The organism is Amycolatopsis sp. DSM 110486 (assembly GCF_019468465.1).
In the GTDB taxonomy this organism is placed as follows: Bacteria; Actinomycetota; Actinomycetes; order Mycobacteriales; family Pseudonocardiaceae; genus Amycolatopsis.
The window spans coordinates 4,240,456-4,260,038 of the sequence record NZ_CP080519.1; the positions used below are offsets into that span (position 1 = coordinate 4,240,456).

A 19,583-nucleotide genomic window follows, 5' to 3' on the forward strand; every position below is an offset into this window, starting at 1 on the left:
GTCATGTATATGCGCCGGGGAACCTTCGTATATCACGTGCCGTCGGGGCCGGCTCCGCGAATTCCCTAGGTGTCGCGCCCGGCAGGCGCCGATTCACGCCGGGCGCGAAGCCGCGGGCCCCAGTAGAAGAGGCCGAAGTGCGCCGCGCACGCGTGGCCGAGCACGGTGACCACGGAATCGAGGCTGCCGGGCGAATCGAACACCCAGACCGCCGCGATGAACAGCTCCATGACCACCAGCGCGACGATCCGCGGCCGGCCGCGCAGCAGGAAAACGAGCGCGCCCGCGGTGGTGAAGAAGCCGTAGCTCACGCCGATGTCGAGCCAGCGGCTCGCGGTCGTCGGCAGCACGCCGCCGCTGATCAGCAGCATCACGGGCACTTCGGTGGCGAGCGTGGCCAGCACGTGGCCGCTGAAGAACACGATCGCCGTGCGGCCCGGCCCGAAGCGGCGTTCGAGCGGGGCGAGCGCGATGGTGAAGATGATCGCGTAGGCGAGCCAGCCGCCGTCTTCGAGCCACAGCGCGCTGCTGAGGAGGGAGACGAGGGGGCGGCGCCAAAGGTTGTGGGCGTCGGTGCTGGAGAGCTGCAGCAGCTTCGCCGTGACGACCGGGTCGGCGAAGCGCAGCACGAGCGTGGTGCCGAGCAGGATGATGAGGTAACCGAACGTGAACGGTGTGGACCGCGGGGTCGGCAGCGCCCGCGCAAAGCTGCGGACCACGGCTCGCCAGGTCAGCGTTACCCGGGCAGGCGCGGCCTCGCCCACGAGCCGGTGGGTCCACCAGTCTCGGAGGGTGACCGGCTGTCGGGCTCGCAGCAGCATTACTCCAGGCTCTCCGGGCATCCTGGGAGTTTCGCTAAGGGCAGCTGTGAAAGCGCTGTGATTCTCACCCGCTAGAGTGACGCACACTGCGTAGAACTTTCTGTCATTATTCACCCGTTCGGTGGCCCGGTGCGGTATGAATGGCCCACTCCTGGTGAAAGGCCCGCTGGTGGACGAAGAGGTTTCGGTCGCCGAACTACTCGTGCGCGAAGGTTGGGGCGAACGTCTGCCACCGCCTTCGCGCTCGCGCTGGCGCATGGTCGCGGTGATGGCGGCCGTGGTCGTGGGGTGTGGCGCCGCGGCGATCCTGGTGTCGTTCGGCACCACGACGAACGACGAGGCCACGCGTCTCACCGAGATGAAGGTCATCGAGATGCCCGACCGCACCGACGGTGCAGGTGGCGTCTCGGAGTCGAGCCCGCCACCGGCCTCGATCGCGGCGTCCGGAGACGGTCAGGACTCGGACTCCGGTTCGTCGAGCGACGACGAGACCACCGAGGCCAGCGCCCCGAAGATCACGTCCATCATCGACCCGCTCAACCCGCGCGGCGGCGGCGAGCCCGGCACGACGTCGAGCAGCGACTCCGGCACCGCGACCAGCGGCTCCGACTCGCCGACCTCGCCCACCGGCTCGCAGCCCGGCTCGGGTGGTGCCTCGTCGGACAACCAGCCGCCGCCGCCTCCGTCGACCACGACGACGACCAAGCGGCCGTGTGTACTGGGCATCCTCTGCATCTGAGTCCGGCTGCTCCGACGCGTCGATTTCGCAACCACTCTGTGCGTCCCCGTGGCGCGGGAAGTGTTGCGGTGCGCGGAATCCGGCCCGGCGACCGCTCGTGGGTCAGCTGTCGTCGTCCGGCATCAGTGGGCGCATGAAGCTGCGGCGGTACCGCACGACGCAGCCCGATTCGTCGCGGATGCGGTCGGCCGCGACGAAGTCCGGGTCGACGCCGAAGAGCGCGCGGTACTGCTCGTACGCCGCGAGGCTTTCGAAGCTGAACAACGCCCTGGCCTCGTCACTCGCGCCCTCCGCGGGCAGGAAGTAGCCGTGGTGCACGCCGCCCTCGCGGGTGACCAGGCGCATCCACGCCTGCGCGAAGCGTTCGAACTCGGTGATCTTCGCGGGATCGATGACGTAGTCGACCACGCAGGTGATCACCGGCCCCACACTCGTTCTGCGGTCGAGACGATCAGTTCGAGCTTGCGCAGCTGGTCGTCCGTGGTGAGCTCGTTGCCCTCCTCCGTGGAGGAAAAGCCGCACTGCGGCGAAAGGCAGAGCTGGTCGATGTCGACGAACCGCGCGGCTTCCTCGATGCGGCGCACCAGATCGTCCGCGTCTTCCAGCTCGGGGCGTTTCGTGGTCACCAACCCGAGCACCACGCGCTTTCCCGGCGGCACGAACCGCAGCGGCTCGAAGCCGCCGGAGCGTTCGTCGTCGAACTCCAGGAAGAAGCCGTCGACGCCGAGCTCGCCGAACAGGGCCTCGGCAACGAACTCGTAGCTGCCCGAAGCCGCCCACGACGAGCGGAAGTTGCCGCGGCACAGGTGGGTCGTCACGCTCATGCCCTCGGTCCGGCCGCGCAGCGCCGCGTTGATCTGCTGGATGTTGCGCAGATGCAGGGTGTCCGGGTCGCCGCCCATGCGCGCGACGAGCTCGCGCTGCGCAGGGTCGTTCAGGTACGCGAGGCTGGTGTCGTCGAGCTGCAGGTACGTGCAGCCGAGCTCGCCCATCGCCGTCAGCTGCGCCGCGTACGCCGTGGCCAGGTCGGCGAAGAACTCCTCCAGGTCCGGGTAGACGGTCTCGCTCACCGCCGCCCGGCCGCCGCGGTAGTAGATCATGCTCGGCGACGGGATCGTGAGCTTCGGCGTGATGCCGGAGTCCACGTGGGACTTCAGGAACTCGAAGTGCTCGGCGAAGATCGGCTGGTCCAGCCGCACACGGCCGTCGACCTGCAGGCCGGGCGGGCTGAACTCGAGGTCACCAGCGAGGTTGTGGAACTTCACGTGCAGGCGCTCGTCGCTCTGCGAGATGCCGCCGAGCGAGTAGATGAAGTCCATGTGCCACGACGCGCGGCGGAACTCGCCGTCGGTGGCCGAGGACAAGCCGGCGACCTTCTGCATCTTGATCACGTCGCGGATCGCGTCGTCTTCGACGGCCTTCAGCTGTTCGGAGGTGATCTCACCCGAGGTGTGCCGGCGGCGGGCGTCGCGCAGAACCGGCGGCCGCAGCAGGCTCCCGACGTGATCTGCGCGGAAGGGGGGACGCGGAGTCATCCTCGCATCGTCACACACAAACCGGCGGTATGTGTCGTGAGAAGATGCGCGATCGGATCCGCGTGAAAGGGCTGCCCCCATGACCAAACACCCGGTCGACCAAGGACTGCCCGCCGGGCGGCTGCTCCTGCTGGGCCTGCAGCACATGGCGATCATGTACACGGGGTCGGTCGCCGTGCCGCTCATCGTCGGCAGCGCCCTGAAGCTCGACGCGGCGACGATCGCGTTGCTGGTCAACGCAGACCTCTTCGTGGCCGGTATCGCCACGCTGGTCCAGTCCATCGGCATCGGCAAGCTCATCGGCGTGCGGCTGCCGGTGGTCGCGGGCGCGACGTTCACCGTGGTCAACCCGATGATCCTGATCGCCTCGCAGTACGGCCTCACCGCGGTGTACGGCTCGATGATCGCCTCGGGTGTTTTCGGGCTCCTGCTGGCGCGGCCGTTCGCGAAGATGATCCGGTTCTTCCCGCCGCTGGTCTCGGGCACGTTGCTGCTGGTCATCGGCGTCTCGCTGCTCGGCCCGGGCGCGGCGATGATCGCCGGCCACGACACGGAGGCACCCGACTACGCCACCCCGTCGCACGTCGCCATCGCCCTCGGCGTGGTGGCGCTGATCGTGCTCCTCACGCGGGTGCTGCGCGGGTTCGTCGCGCAGATCGCGCCGCTGGTGGCGCTCGCCGTCGGCCTGATCGTGGCGATTCCCCTTGGCCTGACGCAGTTCGGCGGTGTAGGGCAGGCGAGCTGGTTCGGGCTCGCGTCCCCGCTGCACTTCGGCGCGCCGACGTTCCCGATCGCCGCCGTGCTGTCGATGTGCGTGGTCATGCTGGTGACGTTCACCGAGTCCACCGCCGACATGATCGCCGTCGGCGAGATCACGGGCCGCCCGGCCACCGGCGCGGACGTCGCCCGCGGCCTCGCCACCGACGGCCTGTCGGCGATCCTCGGCGGCTTCATGAACTCCTTCCCCGACACCGCGTTCGCCCAGAACGTCGGCCTCGTCCAGATGACGCGCGTGCGCAGCCGCTGGGTCGTCGCCGTGACGGGCGGCCTGCTCGTGGTGATGGGCCTGATCCCGAAGGTCGGCGCCGCCATCGCCGCGATCCCCGAGCCGGTCGTCGGCGGCGTCGCGGTGATCATGTTCGCGATGGTCGCCGCGGTGGGCGTGCAGAACCTCAAGAAGGTCGAGTTCTCCGGCAACCACAACACGTTCATCGTCGCGGTGGCCCTCGGCGTCGGCCTCCTGCCCGCCTTCGCCACCGACCGCTTCGGCACGTCCATCTTCTTCCAGCACTTCCCCGCGTGGCTCCAGACCATCTGCGGCAGCCCGATCACGCTGGCGTCGATCCTGGCGTTCCTGCTGAACCTGCTGTTCAACCACCTGGGGGCGAGGAAGGATCCGGATCTGCTGTCGGCGCCGTAGGGGTGCTTGACTGATACCCATGCGGCACAACGCGCAGCGGCCACCGTCGGTCGTGGAGCGGGTGTTGGACGTGCTGGGCGCGTTCACGTCCGAGCGACCGGTGTTGACGCTGTCCGAGCTGAGCCGGCGGGCCGGGCTGCCGTTGTCGACGACGCACCGGCTGGCGGGCGAACTCGTGCGGCGCGGGGCGTTGCAGCGCGACGAGCAGGGGCACTTCCGCGTCGGGCTGTGGCTGTGGGAGGTGGCGTCGCTCGCACCGCACGGGGCGCAGCTGCGGGAGAGCGCGATGCCGTTCCTCGAGGATCTCTACGAGGCCACGCACCAGAACGTGCAGCTCGCCGTGCTCGACGGGGCCGAGGTCGTGTACCTTGAACGCCTTTCCGGGCGCCGCGCGGTGAACGTGATCTCGCGCGTGGGTGGGCGGCTGCCGTTGCACGCGACGGGCGTGGGGCTGGTGCTGCTCGCGCACGCGCCGGCCGAGGTGCAGGAGCAGGTGCTCGGGCTGCCGCTCAAGCGCTACACCGGCAAGACCATCCACTCGCCCGAGCAGCTGCGCCGCGTGCTCGCGGAAGTCCGCCGCAACGGCTACGCGGTGAGTGACGGCCAGATCGAGCTGCCCGCCCTCTCCGTCGCGGCGGCGGTGCACGGCGCGTCGGACACGGTGGTCGCGTCGATTTCCGTGGTCGTGCCGGCCGAGGGGACGGACCCGCTGACGCTGGTGCCGGCCGTGCGGGCGGCGGCGCGCGGTATTTCACGGACGCTCGGCGCCACGCTGCGGCTTTCCGAAGACGCGCATCGCGAGACGCACTGAACCTGAAACCACGCTTTCTTCCACTCAGTGGAAGGCATGCTGTGCTGAAGGGCGCCGACGCAGCACCCTGAGGGCCATCCCGACGACGTGAGGAGGCCCGGTGATCACGCTCGACGACGATCCGTTCGCCGACGAAGTCCTCGCCGACCCCGTGCCGCTGCACCGACGGCTGCGCGACGCCGGTCCCGTCGTGCGCCTCGGCCGCTACGACGTGTGGGCGATGGCCCGCGCCGAAGAGGTCACGCAGGCGTTGAACGATCCCGCGACGTTCTGCTCGTCGGCCGGCGTCGGGCTCAGCGACTTCCGCAAGGAGACGCCGTGGCGCCCGCCGAGCCTGCTGCTCGAGGCCGACGCGCCGGAGCACGACCGGGCCCGCCACACCGTGACGAGCGTGCTCACGCCGAAGGTCGTGAAGACCTACCGGGACACCTTCGCGCGTGAAGCGGAGAAGCTCGTGGCCGCGCTGGTGGCGCGCGGCGAGTTCGACGCCGTTGCCGACTTCGCGGAGGCCTTCCCGCTCAAGGTGTTCCCCGACGCCGTCGGCCTGCCCGCCGAAGGCCGTGAGCACCTCCTGCCGTACGGCGCCATGGTGTTCAACGGCTTCGGCCCCCGCAACCACCTCTTCACCGAGGCGATGGAGCGCGGCGCGGTGGCCCGCGAGTGGATCGCCGAGCACTGCCGGGCCGAGAACCTCGCGCCGGGCGGGCTCGGCGCGCGGATCCACGAAGCCGCTTCAGAGTTCACCGAGGAAGAGCGCGCGCTGCTCGTGCGCTCCTTCCTGAGCGCCGGCGTCGACACGACCGTCCACGCGCTGGGCAACGCCGTGTTGTGCTTCGCGTTGTATCCCGACCAGTGGGCCGCCCTGCGCGAGAAGCCAGAAAGCTCGCGCGCGGCGTTCGAAGAGGTCGTGCGGTTCACGTCGCCGGTGCAGACGTTCTTCCGCACCACCACGCGCGACGTCGAGATCGGCGGCGTGCGCATCCCGGCGGGGGAGAAGGTGCTGCTCTTCCTGGCCGCCGCCAACCGCGACCCGCGGCGCTGGCCCGACGCGGACACGTTCGACATCACGCGGCGCGCGGCCGGGCACGTCGGGTTCGGCTCGGGTGTCCACGCGTGCGTCGGCCAGATGTTCGCGCGGCTCGAAGGCGAGGTGCTGCTCGCGGAGCTGGCCCGGCGCGTCACGACGATCGAGCTCGCCGGCGAGCCGCGGCCCCAGCTGTCCAACACGCTGCGCGGCCTCGCCTCGCTGCCGGTGCGGGTCCGGTGACCGGGATGCCGAAGGTCACCTACGTGCAGTCCGACGGGACCTCCCGAACCGTCGAGGCCACGGTCGGTCGCTCCCTGATGCAGGTGGCGATCGACCACGGCGTCGACGGGATCGTGGCCGAGTGCGGCGGTAACGCCATGTGTGCGACCTGTCACGTCTACGTCGACCCGGCGCGCCTCGACGATCTTGGGCCCTTGTGCTCAGATGAAGAGGAGATGTTGGACTGCACGGCCAGCCCGAGGGCGGCCACCAGCAGGCTGTCCTGCCAGCTTCCGGTGACCGAGGACCTCGACGGTCTGGTCCTGCGCTTGCCGGAGGAGCAGTTATGACCACAGGATCCTCGCCCGAGACCGTCCTCGTCGCCGGCGGCGGGCAGAGCGGCTTCCAGGCCGCGGCTTCGTTGCGGGACAAGGGCTTCACCGGACGGGTGGTCCTGGTCGGCGACGAGCCGGGCGTGCCGTACCAGCGGCCGCCGCTGTCGAAGGCCTACCTCAAGGGCACGGCGGGCGACGAGCAGCTGCGGCTGCGGCCGGAGGACTTCTTCGCGGAGAAGGGCATCGAGCTCGTGCCGGGCCGGGTGGCTTCGGTGGATCGGGCTGCTTCGCGGGTGGTTCTCGAGTCGGGCGAGGAGCTTTCCTACGACCACCTCGTGCTGGCCACCGGCGCGCGGAACCGGGTGCTGCCAGTGCCCGGCGCGGATCTCGACGGCGTGCTGATGCTGCGGACGCGGGATGACGCGGATCGGCTGCGGGCTTCGCTGGAAGCGGCTTCGAACGTCGTGGTCATCGGCGGCGGCTTCATCGGCCTCGAATTCGCTTCGCACGCCGGACGGCCCGTGACGGTCGTCGAGGCGCAGGACCGGCTGCTGGCGCGTGTGGCGTCGCCGGAGGTGTCGTCGTTTTTCAAGGAGCTGCACGAAAAGGCCGGGCACACGGTACTGCTCGGAACAGGCGTTACGGCGTTGCACGGCGACGGGCACGTCTCGTCGGTCGAGCTGGCCGACGGCTCGCGGCTGCCGGCCGACCTGGTGGTGGTCGCCGTGGGTGTGGTGCCCGAGACGACGCTCGCTTCGCAGGCCGGGCTGACGGTGACCAACGGTGTGGTCGTCGACGAGCACCTGCGCACCGAAGACCCGAAGATCTTCGCGATCGGCGACTGCGCCAACTTCCCGTGCGTCCACGCGGGCGCGGCGACGCGGCTGGAGTCGGTGCAGAACGCCGTTGACCAGGCCCGATGCGTCGCCGCGGCGATCACCGGCGACGCCGCGCCGTACGAGAGCCTGCCGTGGTTCTGGACCGACCAGACGGGCGCGAAGCTGCAGATCGTCGGCATCCTCGCGAACGCGGACAAGACCGTGGTGACCGGCGACCGCGCCGAGGGACGGTTTTCCGTGCTGTCCTTCCGCGACGGCGTGCTGATCGCCGTCGAGTCCGTGAACCGCCCGCCTGACCACATCGCCGCGCGCCGGCTGTTCACGGCGGAGCTGCGCCCGTCGTACGCCGACCTCGAAGCCAGCTCGTTCGATTTGAAAGCCCATGTGAAGTCGCGTTCCGCGGCTTGACGTTATTCGTTCGGAGGTACCCCCGTTGCGCACCCAGGTCGCTGTGATCGGCGCCGGCCCGGCCGGTCTGCTGCTTTCGTACCTGCTCCACTCCGAAGGCGTGGACGCCGTCGTACTGGAGGCGCGCGACCGCGAGTACGTGCGGCAACGCGTGCGCGCGGGGGTCTGCGAACAACCGACGGTCGAGCTGTTGACGGAGATCGGCCTCGGCGACCGGCTGGCCCGGGAAGGCCTGCCGCACGAGGGTTTTTCGCTGCGGTTCGACGGCCAGGACCACCGCATCGCGCTGACCGAGCTCACCGGGCGGTCGATCACGGTGTACGGGCAGCAGGAGATCGTCAAGGACCTCGTGGACGCGCATGAGCGTCAGGGTTTGCCGTTGGAGTTCGAGGTTTCGGACGTCGCTGTGTCTGATGTGGACACTTCTCGGCCGGTGGTCCGGTATGTGGATTCCGCTGGTGTTTCGCAGGTTCTCGAATGCGATGCCATCATCGGCTGCGACGGTTTCCACGGTGTGTCTCGTCCGTCCATTCCGGACGGTGTGTTGCAGTACTTCGAGCGGGAATACCCGTTCGCGTGGCTGGGTGTCCTGGCGCAGACGCCGCCTTCGCACGAGGAGCTGATTTATACGCATCACCCGCGTGGCTTCGCCTTGCACAGCATGCGCTCGCCGGAAATCACGCGCCTCTACCTGCAGGTCGACCCTGGTGAGGACCTCGCGGCCTGGTCCGACGACCGCATCTGGTCCGAGCTGTCCGTGCGCCTGGCGGTCGACGGCGAATTCACCCTGCGCGAAGGCCCGATCCTCGACAAGGGCATCACGCCCATGCGCAGCTTCGTCGCCGAACCCATGCGCCACGGCCGGCTCTTCCTCGCCGGCGACGCCGCCCACATCGTGCCGCCGACCGGCGCGAAGGGCATGAACCTGGCCGTCGCGGACGTCCGCGTGCTCTCACGTGCTTTGGTCACCCTGCTCAAAGGCGACCCTTCCCTGGCCGACGCCTACTCCGACACCTGCCTCCGCCGCGTCTGGCGCGCCGAACACTTCTCCTGGTTCATGACGACAATGCTCCACGTCGACCCGGGCGCCGACGCTTTCGCCCGCCGGCTGCAGCTCTCGCAACTCCGCTACACGGCTTCGTCGCGTGCCGCGGCGACGAGCGTGGCGGAGAACTACGTGGGGTTGCCGTTCGGCGCCTGATGCCTCACCGATTGCGAACCACCCGCCATGCGCGCTTGACTCTGACACCGTGTGAGACCCGAACGTAGGTGGTGTCATGTTCAGCATCGGAGAGTTCGCCAAGGTCGGCCGCGTGTCCGTGCGGATGTTGCGGCACTACGACGCGCTCGGGCTGCTGAGGCCGGCGCGGGTGGATCCGCACAGTGGGTACCGCTACTACGCGGCGGACCAGCTCGCGCGGCTCAACCGCATCCTGGCGTTGAGTGATCTCGGCATCGGGCTGAAGCAGGTCGCCGAGGTGCTCGACGAGCGGCCCAGCGCGGAGCAGCTGCGCGGGATGCTCAGGTTGCGCCGCGGGGAGCTGGCGGAGCGGGTCGCGGCGGAGACGGCGCGGCTGGCGCGCGTCGAGGCGAGGCTCCGGTTGATCGAAGTGGAGGACACCATGTCCGAAGTGGACGTTGTGGTCAAGCCGGTCGAGGGTGCTCGCGTTGTTGCGGTCGGGGGGATTGCCGAGTCGTTCGAGTACGACGACATCGGGCCCGTCGTCGGCGGGCTGTGCGCGAGTCTCGCGGAACGGATGGAGCGCGCGGGCCTGAAGTTCGCCGGGCCGGCCATCGCTTGGTACGAGCCGGCCGACGATCGGGTGCACGTGCAGGCGTGCGCGCCCTACGTCGGGTCGTCGGAGGGTGCCGGGCTGGACGAGGTGGAGCTGCCGAGCCTCGCCCACGCCGCGACGCTCGTCCACCGCGGCACGATGGCCACCATCGCCGAGTCGTACCAGGCTCTCGCGCGCTGGATCGACGACAACGGCTACCGCGCCGAACCGGGCCACGCGCGCGAGGTCTACCTGCACACCGACGGCGACGAGACGGGCTGGGTCACCGAACTGCAGATCCCGGTGACGCCGTTCGCCGCGACCTGACCTGGTCAACTGTGGGTTGACGACACCAGATCGTCAACCTACAGTTGACGTTATGACCTCTCCAGTGAAGCTCGACGACCTCATCAGCGCCATCAAGGCGAACAACGACAAGGACGCCCTCGCGCAGCTGTCCGACGCGGTGTACATGGGGGAGCACCTCGGTGAGCTGGCCGACCACCTCATCGGGCACTTCGTGGACCAGGCGCGCCGCTCCGGCGCGTCGTGGACGGAGATCGGCGTGAGTATGGGGGTTTCCAAACAGGCCGCGCAGAAGCGGTTCGTGCCGAAGGACGACGCGGCGGGCAACATCCAGCGGGTGTACGGGCGCTACACCCTTCTTGCGCGAAATGTGGTCGTGGCGGCGCAGAGAGCCGCCAACGAGGCGCGCAGCCCGGGAATCGACACCGTGCACCTCGTGCTCGGGCTGATCACGGAGCCCTCCGCGCTGGCTGCGGGGATCATCGTTTTTCAGGGCGTGACCCTGGAAGCCGTGAAGGAAGCCGCGGAGGCGAAACTGCCCGAACCGGTCGATCCGGTGCCGGACCCGATGCCGTTCACGGCCGGCGCGAAGAAGACACTCGAGCTGACCCTGCGCGAAGGCTTGCGGATGGGCCACAACTACATCGGCACGGAGCACATCCTGCTGGCGCTCCTGGAACAGGGCGAAGGCGCCGGCTACGAGGTACTCACCGGGCTGGGCATCACGAAGGAACCGGCCGAAGCGAAGATCCAGGAGGCCCTCGCGGAGATCGTTTCCGCGCGGGAGCAGTGAGGTTCCTGCTTCTGGCGGTCGTCGTCGCCGGTTTCCTGGTGACGATGACCGCCTGACCCCTAGGCTGGCGCGATGGCCGACCCGTTCATGGAGGAGTTCCGCCGAGCGTTCGAAGACGCCCAAGGCGACGGCCCTCCCGCCATCCAGAGCTTCGAAATCGTGGACACCCCGCCGCCGGACAACGACGAAGCCCTCGCCGCCGAAGCCAGCCGTCTGCTCGAGCCGATCGTGCAACAGCTGGCGCTTCTCGGCCCGCAAGGCTGGGAATGGTTTTCCGCCGAGTTCTCCTTCACCGTGTCCGCCGAGATCGCGCTCCTGCGCTTCTTCGCGGGCAACCAGCAGCGCGACGCCTACGTCCCCGAGCCCATCACCGCGATGCTGCGCAACCAACGCCACGTCGCCGCGCAGATGTCCGCCGGCCCGTGGTGGCGCCTGATCCTGAGCGTGCTCAACAGCGGACAGCTCAGCGTCACCTACGACTACGGCGACGAACCCTTCCCGCCGCACCAGCTCCTGCCGCCGCAGCACTACCGCGACGACCTCAAGACCTACCGCCGTCCGCAGGTCCCGCCCTGGCTCACCCAGTACACGCAATGAAAAAGGGACCCCCACCAAGAAACGGCGGGGGTCCCTTCAGCAAAAGATCAAGCACCGACCTCGTCACGAGAATCCGTGGCCCACAGTGTGTGGAACGAACCCTCGCGGTCCACCCGCCGGTACGTGTGCGCACCGAAGAAGTCACGCTGAGCCTGCACCAGCGCCGCCGGGAGCCGGTCGGCGCGCAGGCCGTCGTAGTACGCCAGCGCGGTGGAGAAGCCCGGCGTCGGGATGCCGAGCCGCACCGCCGTGGAGATGACCGAACGCCAGGAGTCCTGCGCGTCTTCGACGGCCTTGCGGAACGCGCCCGCGGTCAGCAGCGTCGGGAGAGCCGGGTCCTCGGCGTAGGCCGCGGTGATGTCGTTCAGGAACTTCGCGCGGATGATGCAGCCCCCGCGCCAGATCGACGCGACGGCGCCCAGGTCGATGTCCCAGCCGTACTCCGTGGCGCCGGCCTGGATCTGGTTGAAGCCCTGCGCGTACGCGACGACCTTCGACGCGTACAGCGCCTGCTCGACGTCGTCGGCGAAGGTCTCCAGCGCGGCGCCCTTCAGCGGCGTACGCACCGGCCCCGCCAGCCCGCGAGCGGCTGCGCGAAGCGGCTTCGAGCCCGAAAGCGAACGCGCGAACACGGCCTCGGCGATGCCACTGATCGGCACACCCAGGTCAAGCCCGATCTGCACGGTCCAGCGGCCGGTGCCCTTCTGCTCCGCCGCGTCCTCGACGATGTCGACGAACGACTTGCCCGAACCGTCGACGTGCTTGAGCACCTCGGCGGTGATCTCGATGAGGTACGACTCGAGCCGGCCGGTGTTCCACGTCGAGAACACGTCGGCGGTCTCCGCGGGCGAGTAGCCGGCGGCGCCGCGCAGCAGGTCGAACGACTCCGCGATCAGCTGCATGTCGGCGTACTCGATGCCGTTGTGGACCATCTTCACGAAGTGGCCCGCGCCGTCCGCGCCGATGTGCGTGCAGCACGGCTCGCCGTCGACCTTGGCCGAGATGTCCTCGAACAGCGGGCCGAGCGACTCGTACGACTCCTTCGACCCACCCGGCATGATGCTCGGGCCGTTGAGCGCGCCCTCCTCGCCGCCGGACACGCCCGTGCCGACGAAGTGCAGCCCGCGCTCGCGCAGCGCGGCCTCGCGCCGGCGGGTGTCCGCGAAGTGCGCGTTGCCGGCGTCGACGATCACGTCGCCCGGCTCCAGCAGCGGTGCGAACTCCTCGATCACGGCGTCGGTGGGCCCACCGGCCTGCACCATGATCACGATCTGCCGCGGCCGCTCCAGCGCGTCGACGAACTCCTGCGCGGAGTACGCCGGGATGAAGTCGCCCTCGTCGCCGAACTGCTCGACGAGCGTGCGCGTGCGCGCCTCGGAGCGGTTGTGCAGGGCGACCGTGTGCCCGTGCCGGGCCAGGTTCCGCGCCAGGTTGCGGCCCATGACCGCCAAGCCGGTGACCCCGATGCTCGCCTTCTTGCTCATCCGAACCCTTTCCGAAGTCTCTTCTCCGGTGCGAGCCTAGCGTCGTTCGGGCCGCGGCGAACCTGCGAGAACATTCACCGGGAGTTCGGGAATGGCCCGTCCTCGGCCGTTGTCGCCGGGGGCACGGTTTGTGCCCACTCGGCCCAGTCGGCCATCGCCTGGTAGATCCGGATCGCCGCCTCCACGGCCACGCGCATCGCCTTCGTCTGCGGGCTCGTGCCGAAGTCACCGCGGTCCTTGGCCGCCGCGTAGGCGCGCATGGTTTCGGCGGTCTCGCTGAAGAACTCGTGCTCGCGACGCAGGTGCTCGGTCAGGTCGTCCTGCTCCATCAGCCAGAAGAAGAACGACCGCAGCACCGACTCGGTGCGCAACGTGTGGTCGACCTCGCCTGCGGCCAACCACGCACGCACGGCGGTGAGCCCGGTCTCGGTTATCCGGTACGCCTTGCGCCCGCGCGGGCCGTGGCTGTCGACCTCGATCAAGCCGGCCTCGGCCAGCCGGGACAGCTCGGCGTAGATCTTCGGGTGCTGCGCCGGCCACACCGGGCCGAGCGCCTCTTCGAACCGCCGGGCCAGGTCGTAGCCGCTGGCCGGCCCCTCGGCGAGCAGCCCGAGCAGCCCATACCGCAACGACAAGGCGACACCTCCGGTCCGAAGCCTACCTTGACATGTCCCTGGGGACATGTGGAAGATTCGTCGTGTCCTGGGGTACATGTCCTTGAGTACATGTGGAGACGTTCATGCTGGAACAGAAGGCATTGGTGACCGGCGCGACCGCCGGGCTCGGCCGCGCGGTGGCGCTGGCCCTCGCGGAGCAGGGCGCGCACGTCGTCGTGCACGGGCGCGACGCCAAGCGCGCCAACGCGGTCGTCGAGCGGATCGCCGAGGCGGGCGGCAAGGCCGAGGCGTGCCTCGCCGACCTGGGTTCGCTCGCGCAGGTGCGTGACCTCGCCGAGCAGGTGGGCGAAGTCGGGTTGCTCGTCAACAACGCCGGGGTCGGCGCGGGCCGGCCGCCGTACCGCAAACGGGAGCTCAGCGCCGACGGCCACGAGCTGCGGCTGGCCGTGAACTACCTCGCGCCGGTGCTGCTCACCCGGCGGCTGCTGCCCGGGCTCGGCTCCGGCGCCCGGATCGTCAACGTCGGCTCGGTCGGCCAGGCGCCGGTGGACTTCGCGGACCTGCGCCTGGACCGCGGCTACCGCGGCTCGGAGGCGTACTTCCGCAGCAAGTTCGCACTCGCCGCGTTCACCTTCGACCTCGCCGCCGAGCTCGACGGCAGCGACGTCACCGTCAACTGCGTGCACCCGGCGTCGCTGATGAACACGCACATGGTCCGCGAGTCGCTGATCCCGCCGATGTCGACCGTCGGCACCGGCACGAAGGCCGTGCTCAACGTGGCGACCGGCGCGGCCGGCGAGCGCACTGGCCGGTACTTCGACGGACTGAACCCGGCCCGCGCGCACGAAGGGACTTACGACCTTGCAACGCGCGCACGGCTGCGCGAGGCCACGGCGGAGCTGCTCGCGTCTTTCCTGTGAACGTCAGGAGAAACAGCGGATGGGCGCGCCGTTGTAGGCGACCATGTCGGTGATCGCCGCGACCAGGTCGATCGGCGCGCCCCACTCCGCACCGTCCAGCTCGGCGTACGCGCGGTGCAGGTTGCCGGCCAGCCGTTCCTGTTCGGACAAGTCCGAAAAGGTCCCGAGGTCGGTCTCCTTCGCCAGCTGCAGCGGGGAAAGCCCCGCCGCCTTGCCGCGTTCGGCCGTTTCCTGGACGAACTTCAGGTACGCGTCGACGACGTCCACCGTCTCCAGTCCGCACGGGCCGCCGTGGCCGGGCAGGATCAGCGCCGGCTCCAGCTCGCGGATCACGTCGAGCGCCGCACGCCAGCCGGCGACCGAGCCCATCAACGCGAACGGGCTGCCGCCGTGGAAAACCAGGTCACCCGCGAACAGCACGCGCTGCTCGGGCAGCCACGCGAGCACGTCGTTGGTGGTGTGGGCGGCGTGGCCGGGGTGCACGAGCTCGATCACGGTGTCGCCCGCGTGGACGGTCAGCCGGTCGTCGAACACGACGTCGGGCGCGCGCAGCTCCAGGTGGCCCCAGTCGTTGCCGACGAGCGCGCCTTCGTAGGTCTCGATGCCGGCGGCGAGCATCGCGTCCCGCGTCTTGCGCTGGCCGATGATCGTCGCGCCGCCGACGAGGTAGTTGCCGTTGGTGTGGTCGGAGTGGTGGTGGGTGTTCACGAGCGTCGTGACAGGTCCCGTCGTGGCCTCCGCGGCGGCCAGCAGAGCGCGCGTGCGCCGCTCGGTGGCACACGTGTCGATGAGCACGGTGTGGTCACCGGCCGCGACGAACCCGCAGTTGTTGATGAACCAGGAACCGTCGGGCTGCACGTAGCCGAAGACGCCGTCTGCGAGGCGCTCGACCTTCGCGGCGCCGGGGGAGCGATCGATCACGTCCGCCACTATGCCTCAGAACCGAGCGTCGCAGCACCGGGCGCCGATGTAGTCCGGATGGAGCAGCGGCAGTGTCCGAAAGGCGCTGGATGGCCTGGTCCAGGCGAGTGATACCCGGGGTGACTGGCTTTTCGGATCATTTCCTGGAACGCTGCGCGGTGTCATCATCGAACCCCGTTGGGTAAAGGTACTAACCTGGGTGGTTCGAACGTTCGCGCGTCGGCAGTGGTCGAGAGACTGCTACGGCGGTTAGTGGTCCGGGAGAGCAAGGCTGATGGCGAGCACCGTCACCTCGCGCCGGAAGCAGCTCGGAAACGAGCTCCGGCATGCTCGAAACGCCGCGCGGATGACACAGCAGCAGGTCGCCGAAGTTCTCGGCTGCACCCAGGGCAAGGTCAACAAGATCGAGTCCGGAGCAGTGGGGGTCAAGCTCGGAGATGTGCGATCGATGCTGAACGCGTTCGGGATCAACGGCGAAGAAGCCGACACCCTGATGAATCTGGCCCGCGCCGCCGCCGGGCAGCGCGGTCACTGGTCGGGCTACCGCTCGGTGGTGCCCCACTGGTTCCGCACCTTCACCGACCTCGAGCCGGCGGCCGCGGAGATCCTCACCTGGCACGGTGAGCGCATCCCGGGCCCGCTGCAGTCCGAGCACTACATGCTCAAGCAGTTCACGGAGGCGGGTGCGACCGACGTCACGTCGCTGGTGCGCAACCGGCTCGACCGCAAGGCCGTGTTCGACCAGCAGCAGCCGCCGTACTACCGGTTCATCGTGAGCGAGGGCGCGCTGCGCCGCGCCCCGGGCGGGATCGCGCCGGCGGTGATGCTGGACCAGGTCGAGCACATGCTGGCGCTCGACCGCTACCCCCGCGTGTACGTGCACGTGCTGCCCTTCGGCGCGAAGCTCGCCGCGGTGCCCAACGACTTCACGATCATGCGCTTCCCAGACCGCACGCGGGACTTCGTCTACATCGAACACTCCGCGGGCGGGCTCTACCTCGACGACGTCAAGGACTTCAACATCTTCGTCGACTCGTGGGACCGGCTGCGCGGTGCGGCGCTGGAGCGCGCCGAGACGCGGCAGTTCCTCAAGGAGCTCGCCGAGGGCTACCGGGCGCAGATGTCGCAGTGATTTCCAGCAGTGGCACGGTTTCTGCCGCGCCGGGCTGGCCGTTGATCTCCTCCTGCACGCGCTGAGCCGCCTCGCGCCACTGCGGTTCGGTGAGCAGCCGCACCGCCGTTTCGTGGATTTCGTCCGGTGTCGCGGTTTCCGGGTCCAGCGCGACGCCGGTGCCGAGCCGGGTCGTCTGGCGGGCGTTGCCGGGCTGGTCGGCGCCCATGGCGAACACGAGCGACGGCAGCCCGTGGGCCAGCGCGCCCAGCAGGCTGCCGGACCCGCCGTGGGACACCACGAGGTCGACCGACGGCAGCAGCTCGGCTTGGGGCACGAAGCGTTCGACGCGCACGTGCGCGGGTTGCGGCCCGAAGACGGCCGGGTCGAGCTGGGTGCCGACGGTGGTGGTCACGTTCGCGTTCAGTCGGGCGAGCCCCGCCAGCGCGCGCTCGAAGAGGTCGCCGGACGCGGTGTTGAAGTCCGTGCCGAGCGTGAAGTACACGCCGGGCGGCTCGTGCGGTGGCCGCGGCGGGATCGGGTCGCCCTGGCGGAAGGAGAACGCGCCGGGCGGTAACGGCGAGGCCGGGTCGCGGACCGACGGCGGGACCGGCGACAGCACGAGCTGCCCCTCCAGCATCGTCAGCGCAGGGTCCGCAGGCAGGCCGTGCGCGGCGCGGATCTCGTGCAGTGGTTCGGCCACGAGGTCCTTGCGCAGCAACGTTCCCGCGGCGAGCACGAGGACGTTCACGCACGGCACGCCCAGCCGTTCGGCGGCGATCGCGGCACCGAAATCGACCTCGTCGCGGATCACGGCGTCGGGCCGCCAGTCGCGAATGATGTGCAGCAACGCGGCGGCGCGCTCACGGCCGGCGCGGCGGGCGAAGAGCTCCTGGATCTCCCAGTCGTCGCGCGCCGGGTCGACGGGCGGCAGCGGCTCTCGGGCCGGCGCCACCTCAGGCCTGGGCGCGCTCGTGGCCAGCGCCGTGAACCCCGCGCGTTCGATCGCCGGCACGTGGCTGCCCGCCCCGGCCACGGCGACGGTGTGCCCGCGCGCTGCGGCGGCCCGCGCGACGGGTGCCATCGGATCGAAGTGGCCCCGGCCGCCGACGAAGGTGAAAAGGAAGCGCATTCCCGGCAAAGTAGTGGTTGACGACGGGGCCGGTCTCGTCGTTTTCCTGGGATTCCGTCACCGCAAGCTCCGATCGGGTGTCACTCGATCAGGGGTCGGCTGCGGGACGGGCCGGGAGATCGGCAGACTGGTCCGCACCAGCACACCGCGGGTCGGAAAGGGACAGCTGATGACACAGGTACCGGATTCCGAAGCCCCTGAGGGCATCGACCTCGATCGGCCCAACGCGGCCCGCATCTACGACTGGTTCCTCGGCGGCACGGCCAACTGGGCCATCGACCGCGAGTTCGGCGAACGCGCGGTCCAGACCTTCCCCATGATCAAGACCATCGCGAAGTCGGGGCGCGAGCTGCTCGGCCGCACCGTGCGTTACATGGCGCGCAACGGCATCGACCAGTACCTCGACCTCGGCTCCGGCGTGCCGACGGCGGGCAACGTGCACCAGATCGCCACGTCGGTGAACCCCGACGCGCGGTGCGTGTACGTGGACAACGAGCCCGTGGCCGTCGCCCACTCCCAGATCCTGCTGGAGCGCGAGGGCGTCGCCGACCGGCACGCGGTGCTGCAGGGCGACCTGCGCTACCCGGGTGACATCTGGCCGCGTGCGCTCGACACCGGCGTGCTGGACCCGAAACGCCCGATCGGGTTGATCATGTCCGGCGTCCTGTACTTCATCGGCCGTGAGGAGGGGGCGCACGAGATGGTGCGCAAGTACCTCTCGCTCGTGCCTTCCGGCTCGTTCTTCATGGCCTCGCACATCACGCTCGACGGCGTGCCGGAGTCCGACGGCGACAGCCGCGCGTCGATCCACGAGCAGTACAAGCAGTCGAGCACCCCGATCCACTTCCGCTCGCGCGCGGAGTTCGCGGAGTTCTTCGACGGTCTGGAGCTCGTGGACCCCGGGGTGGTCTGGGTTTCGGAATGGCGGCCGGAGGAAGGCGAGTCGCGCAACAGCGACCGCATGGCCGCCGACCCGTCGTTCAGCGGCGGCATCTGCGCCGTGGGACGGAAGCCGTAACGACGAATGCGCGCCCCGGGAGGGTGATGACCCGGGGCGCGCTGGTTCGGTGGTCTGTGTCGCGCCTACGCGCGGGACGGGCCCAGTCCGTGGATGAGCGGTGCGAGGTCGACGCGCGCCTCCAGCGGCCTCGTGGCGCGGACCAGGTCCGGCTGGCGCGGGGCGGGCACGTCGAGGTCGGTGTCCCAAGTGACCGGGCTGCGCAGTGGCGCTTGGATCAGGCTGAAGCCGAAGCGGCTGCGCAGCTCGTGGTTGATCCCACGCCGGCCGTGAGTGTGTTCATCCTCACGGCGGAAGAGCGTGGTGAGCCGGACGGCCATGAGATCACACCCCCAGTTCCGATAGCGGTGACCGGGGCAGATCCGCTCCGGCCAGACCGAGACAGCTTTCGCATGGCATGCCCACGCCCGGCGCCAGCCACTCGACGTGCGTGCGGGAAAGTGATTCCCCGCACCGCGCGAGCACCACAGTGGAAGAACCCGCGGTGTCCACCTCGAACACGTGCACGACACGGCGGGATTCGCCGGCCCTGCCGGGAGCGAGCCTGCCCGTCATGAGCACGTTCGCCGTCATGCTGTCCTGGATGATCACGCGGTCCCTCCCCCCGAGGTCGGCGACGGTTCGTGGGCTCCGTTGGCGGGCTGGGCCGAATGCAGCAAGCCATTCACCCACCACCGACGCCCCGATCGATGCGATTAATCCTACTCCTGGAATAATCTTCATGTCGAGATCGGGTCGAGTTGATCACCCGCTTG

General features: G+C 69.5%; 22 protein-coding genes. 13 read left to right on the top strand and 9 right to left on the bottom strand.

All coding sequences use genetic code 11. From position 1 onward, the window contains the following. Window positions 1–65: 65 nt before the first annotated feature. Window positions 66–821 (bottom strand): rhomboid-like protein, encoded by a 756-nt coding sequence (locus K1T34_RS20605; protein WP_255638616.1) that lies wholly within the window; start codon window positions 819–821, stop codon window positions 66–68. Between the two features lie 136 nt (window positions 822–957). Between K1T34_RS20605 and K1T34_RS20610 the strand changes: the two genes are divergently transcribed. Beyond that, on the top strand, window positions 958–1,560 hold the full coding sequence (locus K1T34_RS20610) for a hypothetical protein (protein ID WP_220245857.1): 603 nt from the start codon (window positions 958–960) through the stop codon (window positions 1,558–1,560). Window positions 1,561–1,662: 102 nt separating this feature from the next. On the opposite strand, the gene K1T34_RS20615 is transcribed toward K1T34_RS20610, so the two are convergent. Together K1T34_RS20615 and K1T34_RS20620 are read right to left on the bottom strand one after the other, a co-directional pair. Beyond that, window positions 1,663–1,980: an NIPSNAP family protein gene (locus K1T34_RS20615; RefSeq protein ID WP_220245858.1), complete on the bottom strand. Its 318-nt coding sequence runs from the start codon at window positions 1,978–1,980 to the stop codon at window positions 1,663–1,665. After that, window positions 1,977–3,095, bottom strand: coding sequence for a 5-methyltetrahydropteroyltriglutamate--homocysteine S-methyltransferase (locus tag K1T34_RS20620; RefSeq protein WP_220245859.1), 1,119 nt, complete (start codon window positions 3,093–3,095; stop codon window positions 1,977–1,979). Before K1T34_RS20620 ends, K1T34_RS20615 begins: the two co-directional genes overlap by 4 nt. A gap of 79 nt (window positions 3,096–3,174) precedes the next feature. On the opposite strand from K1T34_RS20620, the gene K1T34_RS20625 reads away from it, so the two are divergent. From K1T34_RS20625 to K1T34_RS20665, 9 genes are all read left to right on the top strand, one after another. Then, window positions 3,175–4,515 carry a nucleobase:cation symporter-2 family protein gene (locus K1T34_RS20625; RefSeq protein ID WP_220245860.1) on the top strand — a complete coding sequence of 447 codons (1,341 nt, stop codon included), beginning with the start codon at window positions 3,175–3,177 and terminating at the stop codon, window positions 4,513–4,515. 19 nt (window positions 4,516–4,534) lie between these two features. Next, window positions 4,535–5,326, top strand: coding sequence for an IclR family transcriptional regulator (locus tag K1T34_RS20630; protein ID WP_220245861.1), 792 nt, complete (start codon window positions 4,535–4,537; stop codon window positions 5,324–5,326). A gap of 100 nt (window positions 5,327–5,426) precedes the next feature. Beyond that, window positions 5,427–6,593: a cytochrome P450 gene (locus K1T34_RS20635; RefSeq protein ID WP_220245862.1), complete on the top strand. Its 1,167-nt coding sequence runs from the start codon at window positions 5,427–5,429 to the stop codon at window positions 6,591–6,593. Window positions 6,594–6,598: 5 nt separating this feature from the next. Beyond that, window positions 6,599–6,922, top strand: a complete 324-nt coding sequence (locus K1T34_RS20640) for a 2Fe-2S iron-sulfur cluster-binding protein (RefSeq protein ID WP_220245863.1) — start codon at window positions 6,599–6,601, stop codon at window positions 6,920–6,922. Continuing rightward, window positions 6,919–8,154, top strand: coding sequence for an NAD(P)/FAD-dependent oxidoreductase (locus K1T34_RS20645; protein ID WP_220245864.1), 1,236 nt, complete (start codon window positions 6,919–6,921; stop codon window positions 8,152–8,154). Before K1T34_RS20640 ends, K1T34_RS20645 begins: the two co-directional genes overlap by 4 nt. A gap of 25 nt (window positions 8,155–8,179) precedes the next feature. Then, on the top strand, window positions 8,180–9,355 hold the full coding sequence (locus K1T34_RS20650) for a 4-hydroxybenzoate 3-monooxygenase (protein WP_220245865.1): 1,176 nt from the start codon (window positions 8,180–8,182) through the stop codon (window positions 9,353–9,355). A 76-nt stretch (window positions 9,356–9,431) separates the two neighbouring features. Further along, window positions 9,432–10,256 carry a MerR family transcriptional regulator gene (locus tag K1T34_RS20655; RefSeq protein ID WP_220245866.1) on the top strand — a complete coding sequence of 275 codons (825 nt, stop codon included), beginning with the start codon at window positions 9,432–9,434 and terminating at the stop codon, window positions 10,254–10,256. A gap of 52 nt (window positions 10,257–10,308) precedes the next feature. Then, the gene (locus K1T34_RS20660) at window positions 10,309–11,028 is read left to right on the top strand and encodes a Clp protease N-terminal domain-containing protein (RefSeq protein WP_220245867.1); all 720 of its coding nucleotides are present in this window, start codon (window positions 10,309–10,311) and stop codon (window positions 11,026–11,028) included. A 72-nt stretch (window positions 11,029–11,100) separates the two neighbouring features. Continuing rightward, window positions 11,101–11,625 (top strand): hypothetical protein, encoded by a 525-nt coding sequence (locus K1T34_RS20665; protein WP_220245868.1) that lies wholly within the window; start codon window positions 11,101–11,103, stop codon window positions 11,623–11,625. Between the two features lie 47 nt (window positions 11,626–11,672). Here K1T34_RS20665 and gndA read toward each other — a convergent pair whose 3' ends face one another. Together gndA and K1T34_RS20675 are read right to left on the bottom strand one after the other, a co-directional pair. Continuing rightward, complete coding sequence (gene gndA / locus K1T34_RS20670) at window positions 11,673–13,109, bottom strand: NADP-dependent phosphogluconate dehydrogenase (RefSeq protein WP_220245869.1); 1,437 nt, start codon at window positions 13,107–13,109, stop codon at window positions 11,673–11,675. 74 nt (window positions 13,110–13,183) lie between these two features. Next, window positions 13,184–13,744 (bottom strand): PadR family transcriptional regulator, encoded by a 561-nt coding sequence (locus K1T34_RS20675; RefSeq protein WP_220245870.1) that lies wholly within the window; start codon window positions 13,742–13,744, stop codon window positions 13,184–13,186. A 104-nt stretch (window positions 13,745–13,848) separates the two neighbouring features. On the opposite strand from K1T34_RS20675, the gene K1T34_RS20680 reads away from it, so the two are divergent. Then, the gene (locus K1T34_RS20680) at window positions 13,849–14,646 is read left to right on the top strand and encodes an SDR family NAD(P)-dependent oxidoreductase (protein ID WP_220245871.1); all 798 of its coding nucleotides are present in this window, start codon (window positions 13,849–13,851) and stop codon (window positions 14,644–14,646) included. Between the two features lie 3 nt (window positions 14,647–14,649). Here K1T34_RS20680 and K1T34_RS20685 read toward each other — a convergent pair whose 3' ends face one another. Then, window positions 14,650–15,567 carry an MBL fold metallo-hydrolase gene (locus tag K1T34_RS20685; RefSeq protein WP_220245872.1) on the bottom strand — a complete coding sequence of 306 codons (918 nt, stop codon included), beginning with the start codon at window positions 15,565–15,567 and terminating at the stop codon, window positions 14,650–14,652. Window positions 15,568–15,841: 274 nt separating this feature from the next. On the opposite strand from K1T34_RS20685, the gene K1T34_RS20690 reads away from it, so the two are divergent. Continuing rightward, window positions 15,842–16,699, top strand: a complete 858-nt coding sequence (locus tag K1T34_RS20690) for a helix-turn-helix transcriptional regulator (RefSeq protein WP_220245873.1) — start codon at window positions 15,842–15,844, stop codon at window positions 16,697–16,699. Here K1T34_RS20690 and K1T34_RS20695 read toward each other — a convergent pair. Then, entirely contained in the window at window positions 16,656–17,810 is a 1,155-nt protein-coding gene (locus tag K1T34_RS20695; RefSeq protein ID WP_220245874.1) for a glycosyltransferase, read from the bottom strand. The two genes, K1T34_RS20690 and K1T34_RS20695, sit on opposite strands and share 44 nt — an antisense overlap. 169 nt (window positions 17,811–17,979) lie before the next feature. Between K1T34_RS20695 and K1T34_RS20700 the strand changes: the two genes are divergently transcribed. Then, window positions 17,980–18,828, top strand: a complete 849-nt coding sequence (locus K1T34_RS20700) for an SAM-dependent methyltransferase (protein ID WP_220245875.1) — start codon at window positions 17,980–17,982, stop codon at window positions 18,826–18,828. A gap of 65 nt (window positions 18,829–18,893) precedes the next feature. On the opposite strand, the gene K1T34_RS20705 is transcribed toward K1T34_RS20700, so the two are convergent. Both K1T34_RS20705 and K1T34_RS20710 read right to left on the bottom strand, forming a co-directional pair. Further along, entirely contained in the window at window positions 18,894–19,148 is a 255-nt protein-coding gene (locus K1T34_RS20705) for a hypothetical protein (RefSeq protein ID WP_220245876.1), read from the bottom strand. 4 nt (window positions 19,149–19,152) lie between these two features. Then, complete coding sequence (locus K1T34_RS20710; RefSeq protein ID WP_220245877.1) at window positions 19,153–19,419, bottom strand: hypothetical protein; 267 nt, start codon at window positions 19,417–19,419, stop codon at window positions 19,153–19,155. Between the last annotated feature and the right edge of the window lie 164 nt (window positions 19,420–19,583).

What these genes read in the sequence shown, in the direction of transcription:
- K1T34_RS20605 (WP_255638616.1), bottom strand. Translation starts at nt 821, where the DNA reads ATGCTGCTGCGAGCCCGACAGCCGGTCACCCTCCGAGACTGGTGGACC.
- K1T34_RS20610 (WP_220245857.1), top strand. Translation starts at nt 958, where the DNA reads ATGAATGGCCCACTCCTGGTGAAAGGCCCGCTGGTGGACGAAGAGGTT.
- K1T34_RS20620 (WP_220245859.1), bottom strand. Translation starts at nt 3,095, where the DNA reads ATGACTCCGCGTCCCCCCTTCCGCGCAGATCACGTCGGGAGCCTGCTG.
- K1T34_RS20625 (WP_220245860.1), top strand. Translation starts at nt 3,175, where the DNA reads ATGACCAAACACCCGGTCGACCAAGGACTGCCCGCCGGGCGGCTGCTC.
- K1T34_RS20630 (WP_220245861.1), top strand. Translation starts at nt 4,535, where the DNA reads ATGCGGCACAACGCGCAGCGGCCACCGTCGGTCGTGGAGCGGGTGTTG.
- K1T34_RS20640 (WP_220245863.1), top strand. Translation starts at nt 6,599, where the DNA reads ATGCCGAAGGTCACCTACGTGCAGTCCGACGGGACCTCCCGAACCGTC.
- K1T34_RS20645 (WP_220245864.1), top strand. Translation starts at nt 6,919, where the DNA reads ATGACCACAGGATCCTCGCCCGAGACCGTCCTCGTCGCCGGCGGCGGG.
- K1T34_RS20655 (WP_220245866.1), top strand. Translation starts at nt 9,432, where the DNA reads ATGTTCAGCATCGGAGAGTTCGCCAAGGTCGGCCGCGTGTCCGTGCGG.
- K1T34_RS20660 (WP_220245867.1), top strand. Translation starts at nt 10,309, where the DNA reads ATGACCTCTCCAGTGAAGCTCGACGACCTCATCAGCGCCATCAAGGCG.
- K1T34_RS20665 (WP_220245868.1), top strand. Translation starts at nt 11,101, where the DNA reads ATGGCCGACCCGTTCATGGAGGAGTTCCGCCGAGCGTTCGAAGACGCC.
- gndA (WP_220245869.1), bottom strand. Translation starts at nt 13,109, where the DNA reads ATGAGCAAGAAGGCGAGCATCGGGGTCACCGGCTTGGCGGTCATGGGC.
- K1T34_RS20680 (WP_220245871.1), top strand. Translation starts at nt 13,849, where the DNA reads ATGCTGGAACAGAAGGCATTGGTGACCGGCGCGACCGCCGGGCTCGGC.
- K1T34_RS20690 (WP_220245873.1), top strand. Translation starts at nt 15,842, where the DNA reads ATGGCGAGCACCGTCACCTCGCGCCGGAAGCAGCTCGGAAACGAGCTC.
- K1T34_RS20695 (WP_220245874.1), bottom strand. Translation starts at nt 17,810, where the DNA reads ATGCGCTTCCTTTTCACCTTCGTCGGCGGCCGGGGCCACTTCGATCCG.
- K1T34_RS20700 (WP_220245875.1), top strand. Translation starts at nt 17,980, where the DNA reads ATGACACAGGTACCGGATTCCGAAGCCCCTGAGGGCATCGACCTCGAT.
- K1T34_RS20705 (WP_220245876.1), bottom strand. Translation starts at nt 19,148, where the DNA reads ATGGCCGTCCGGCTCACCACGCTCTTCCGCCGTGAGGATGAACACACT.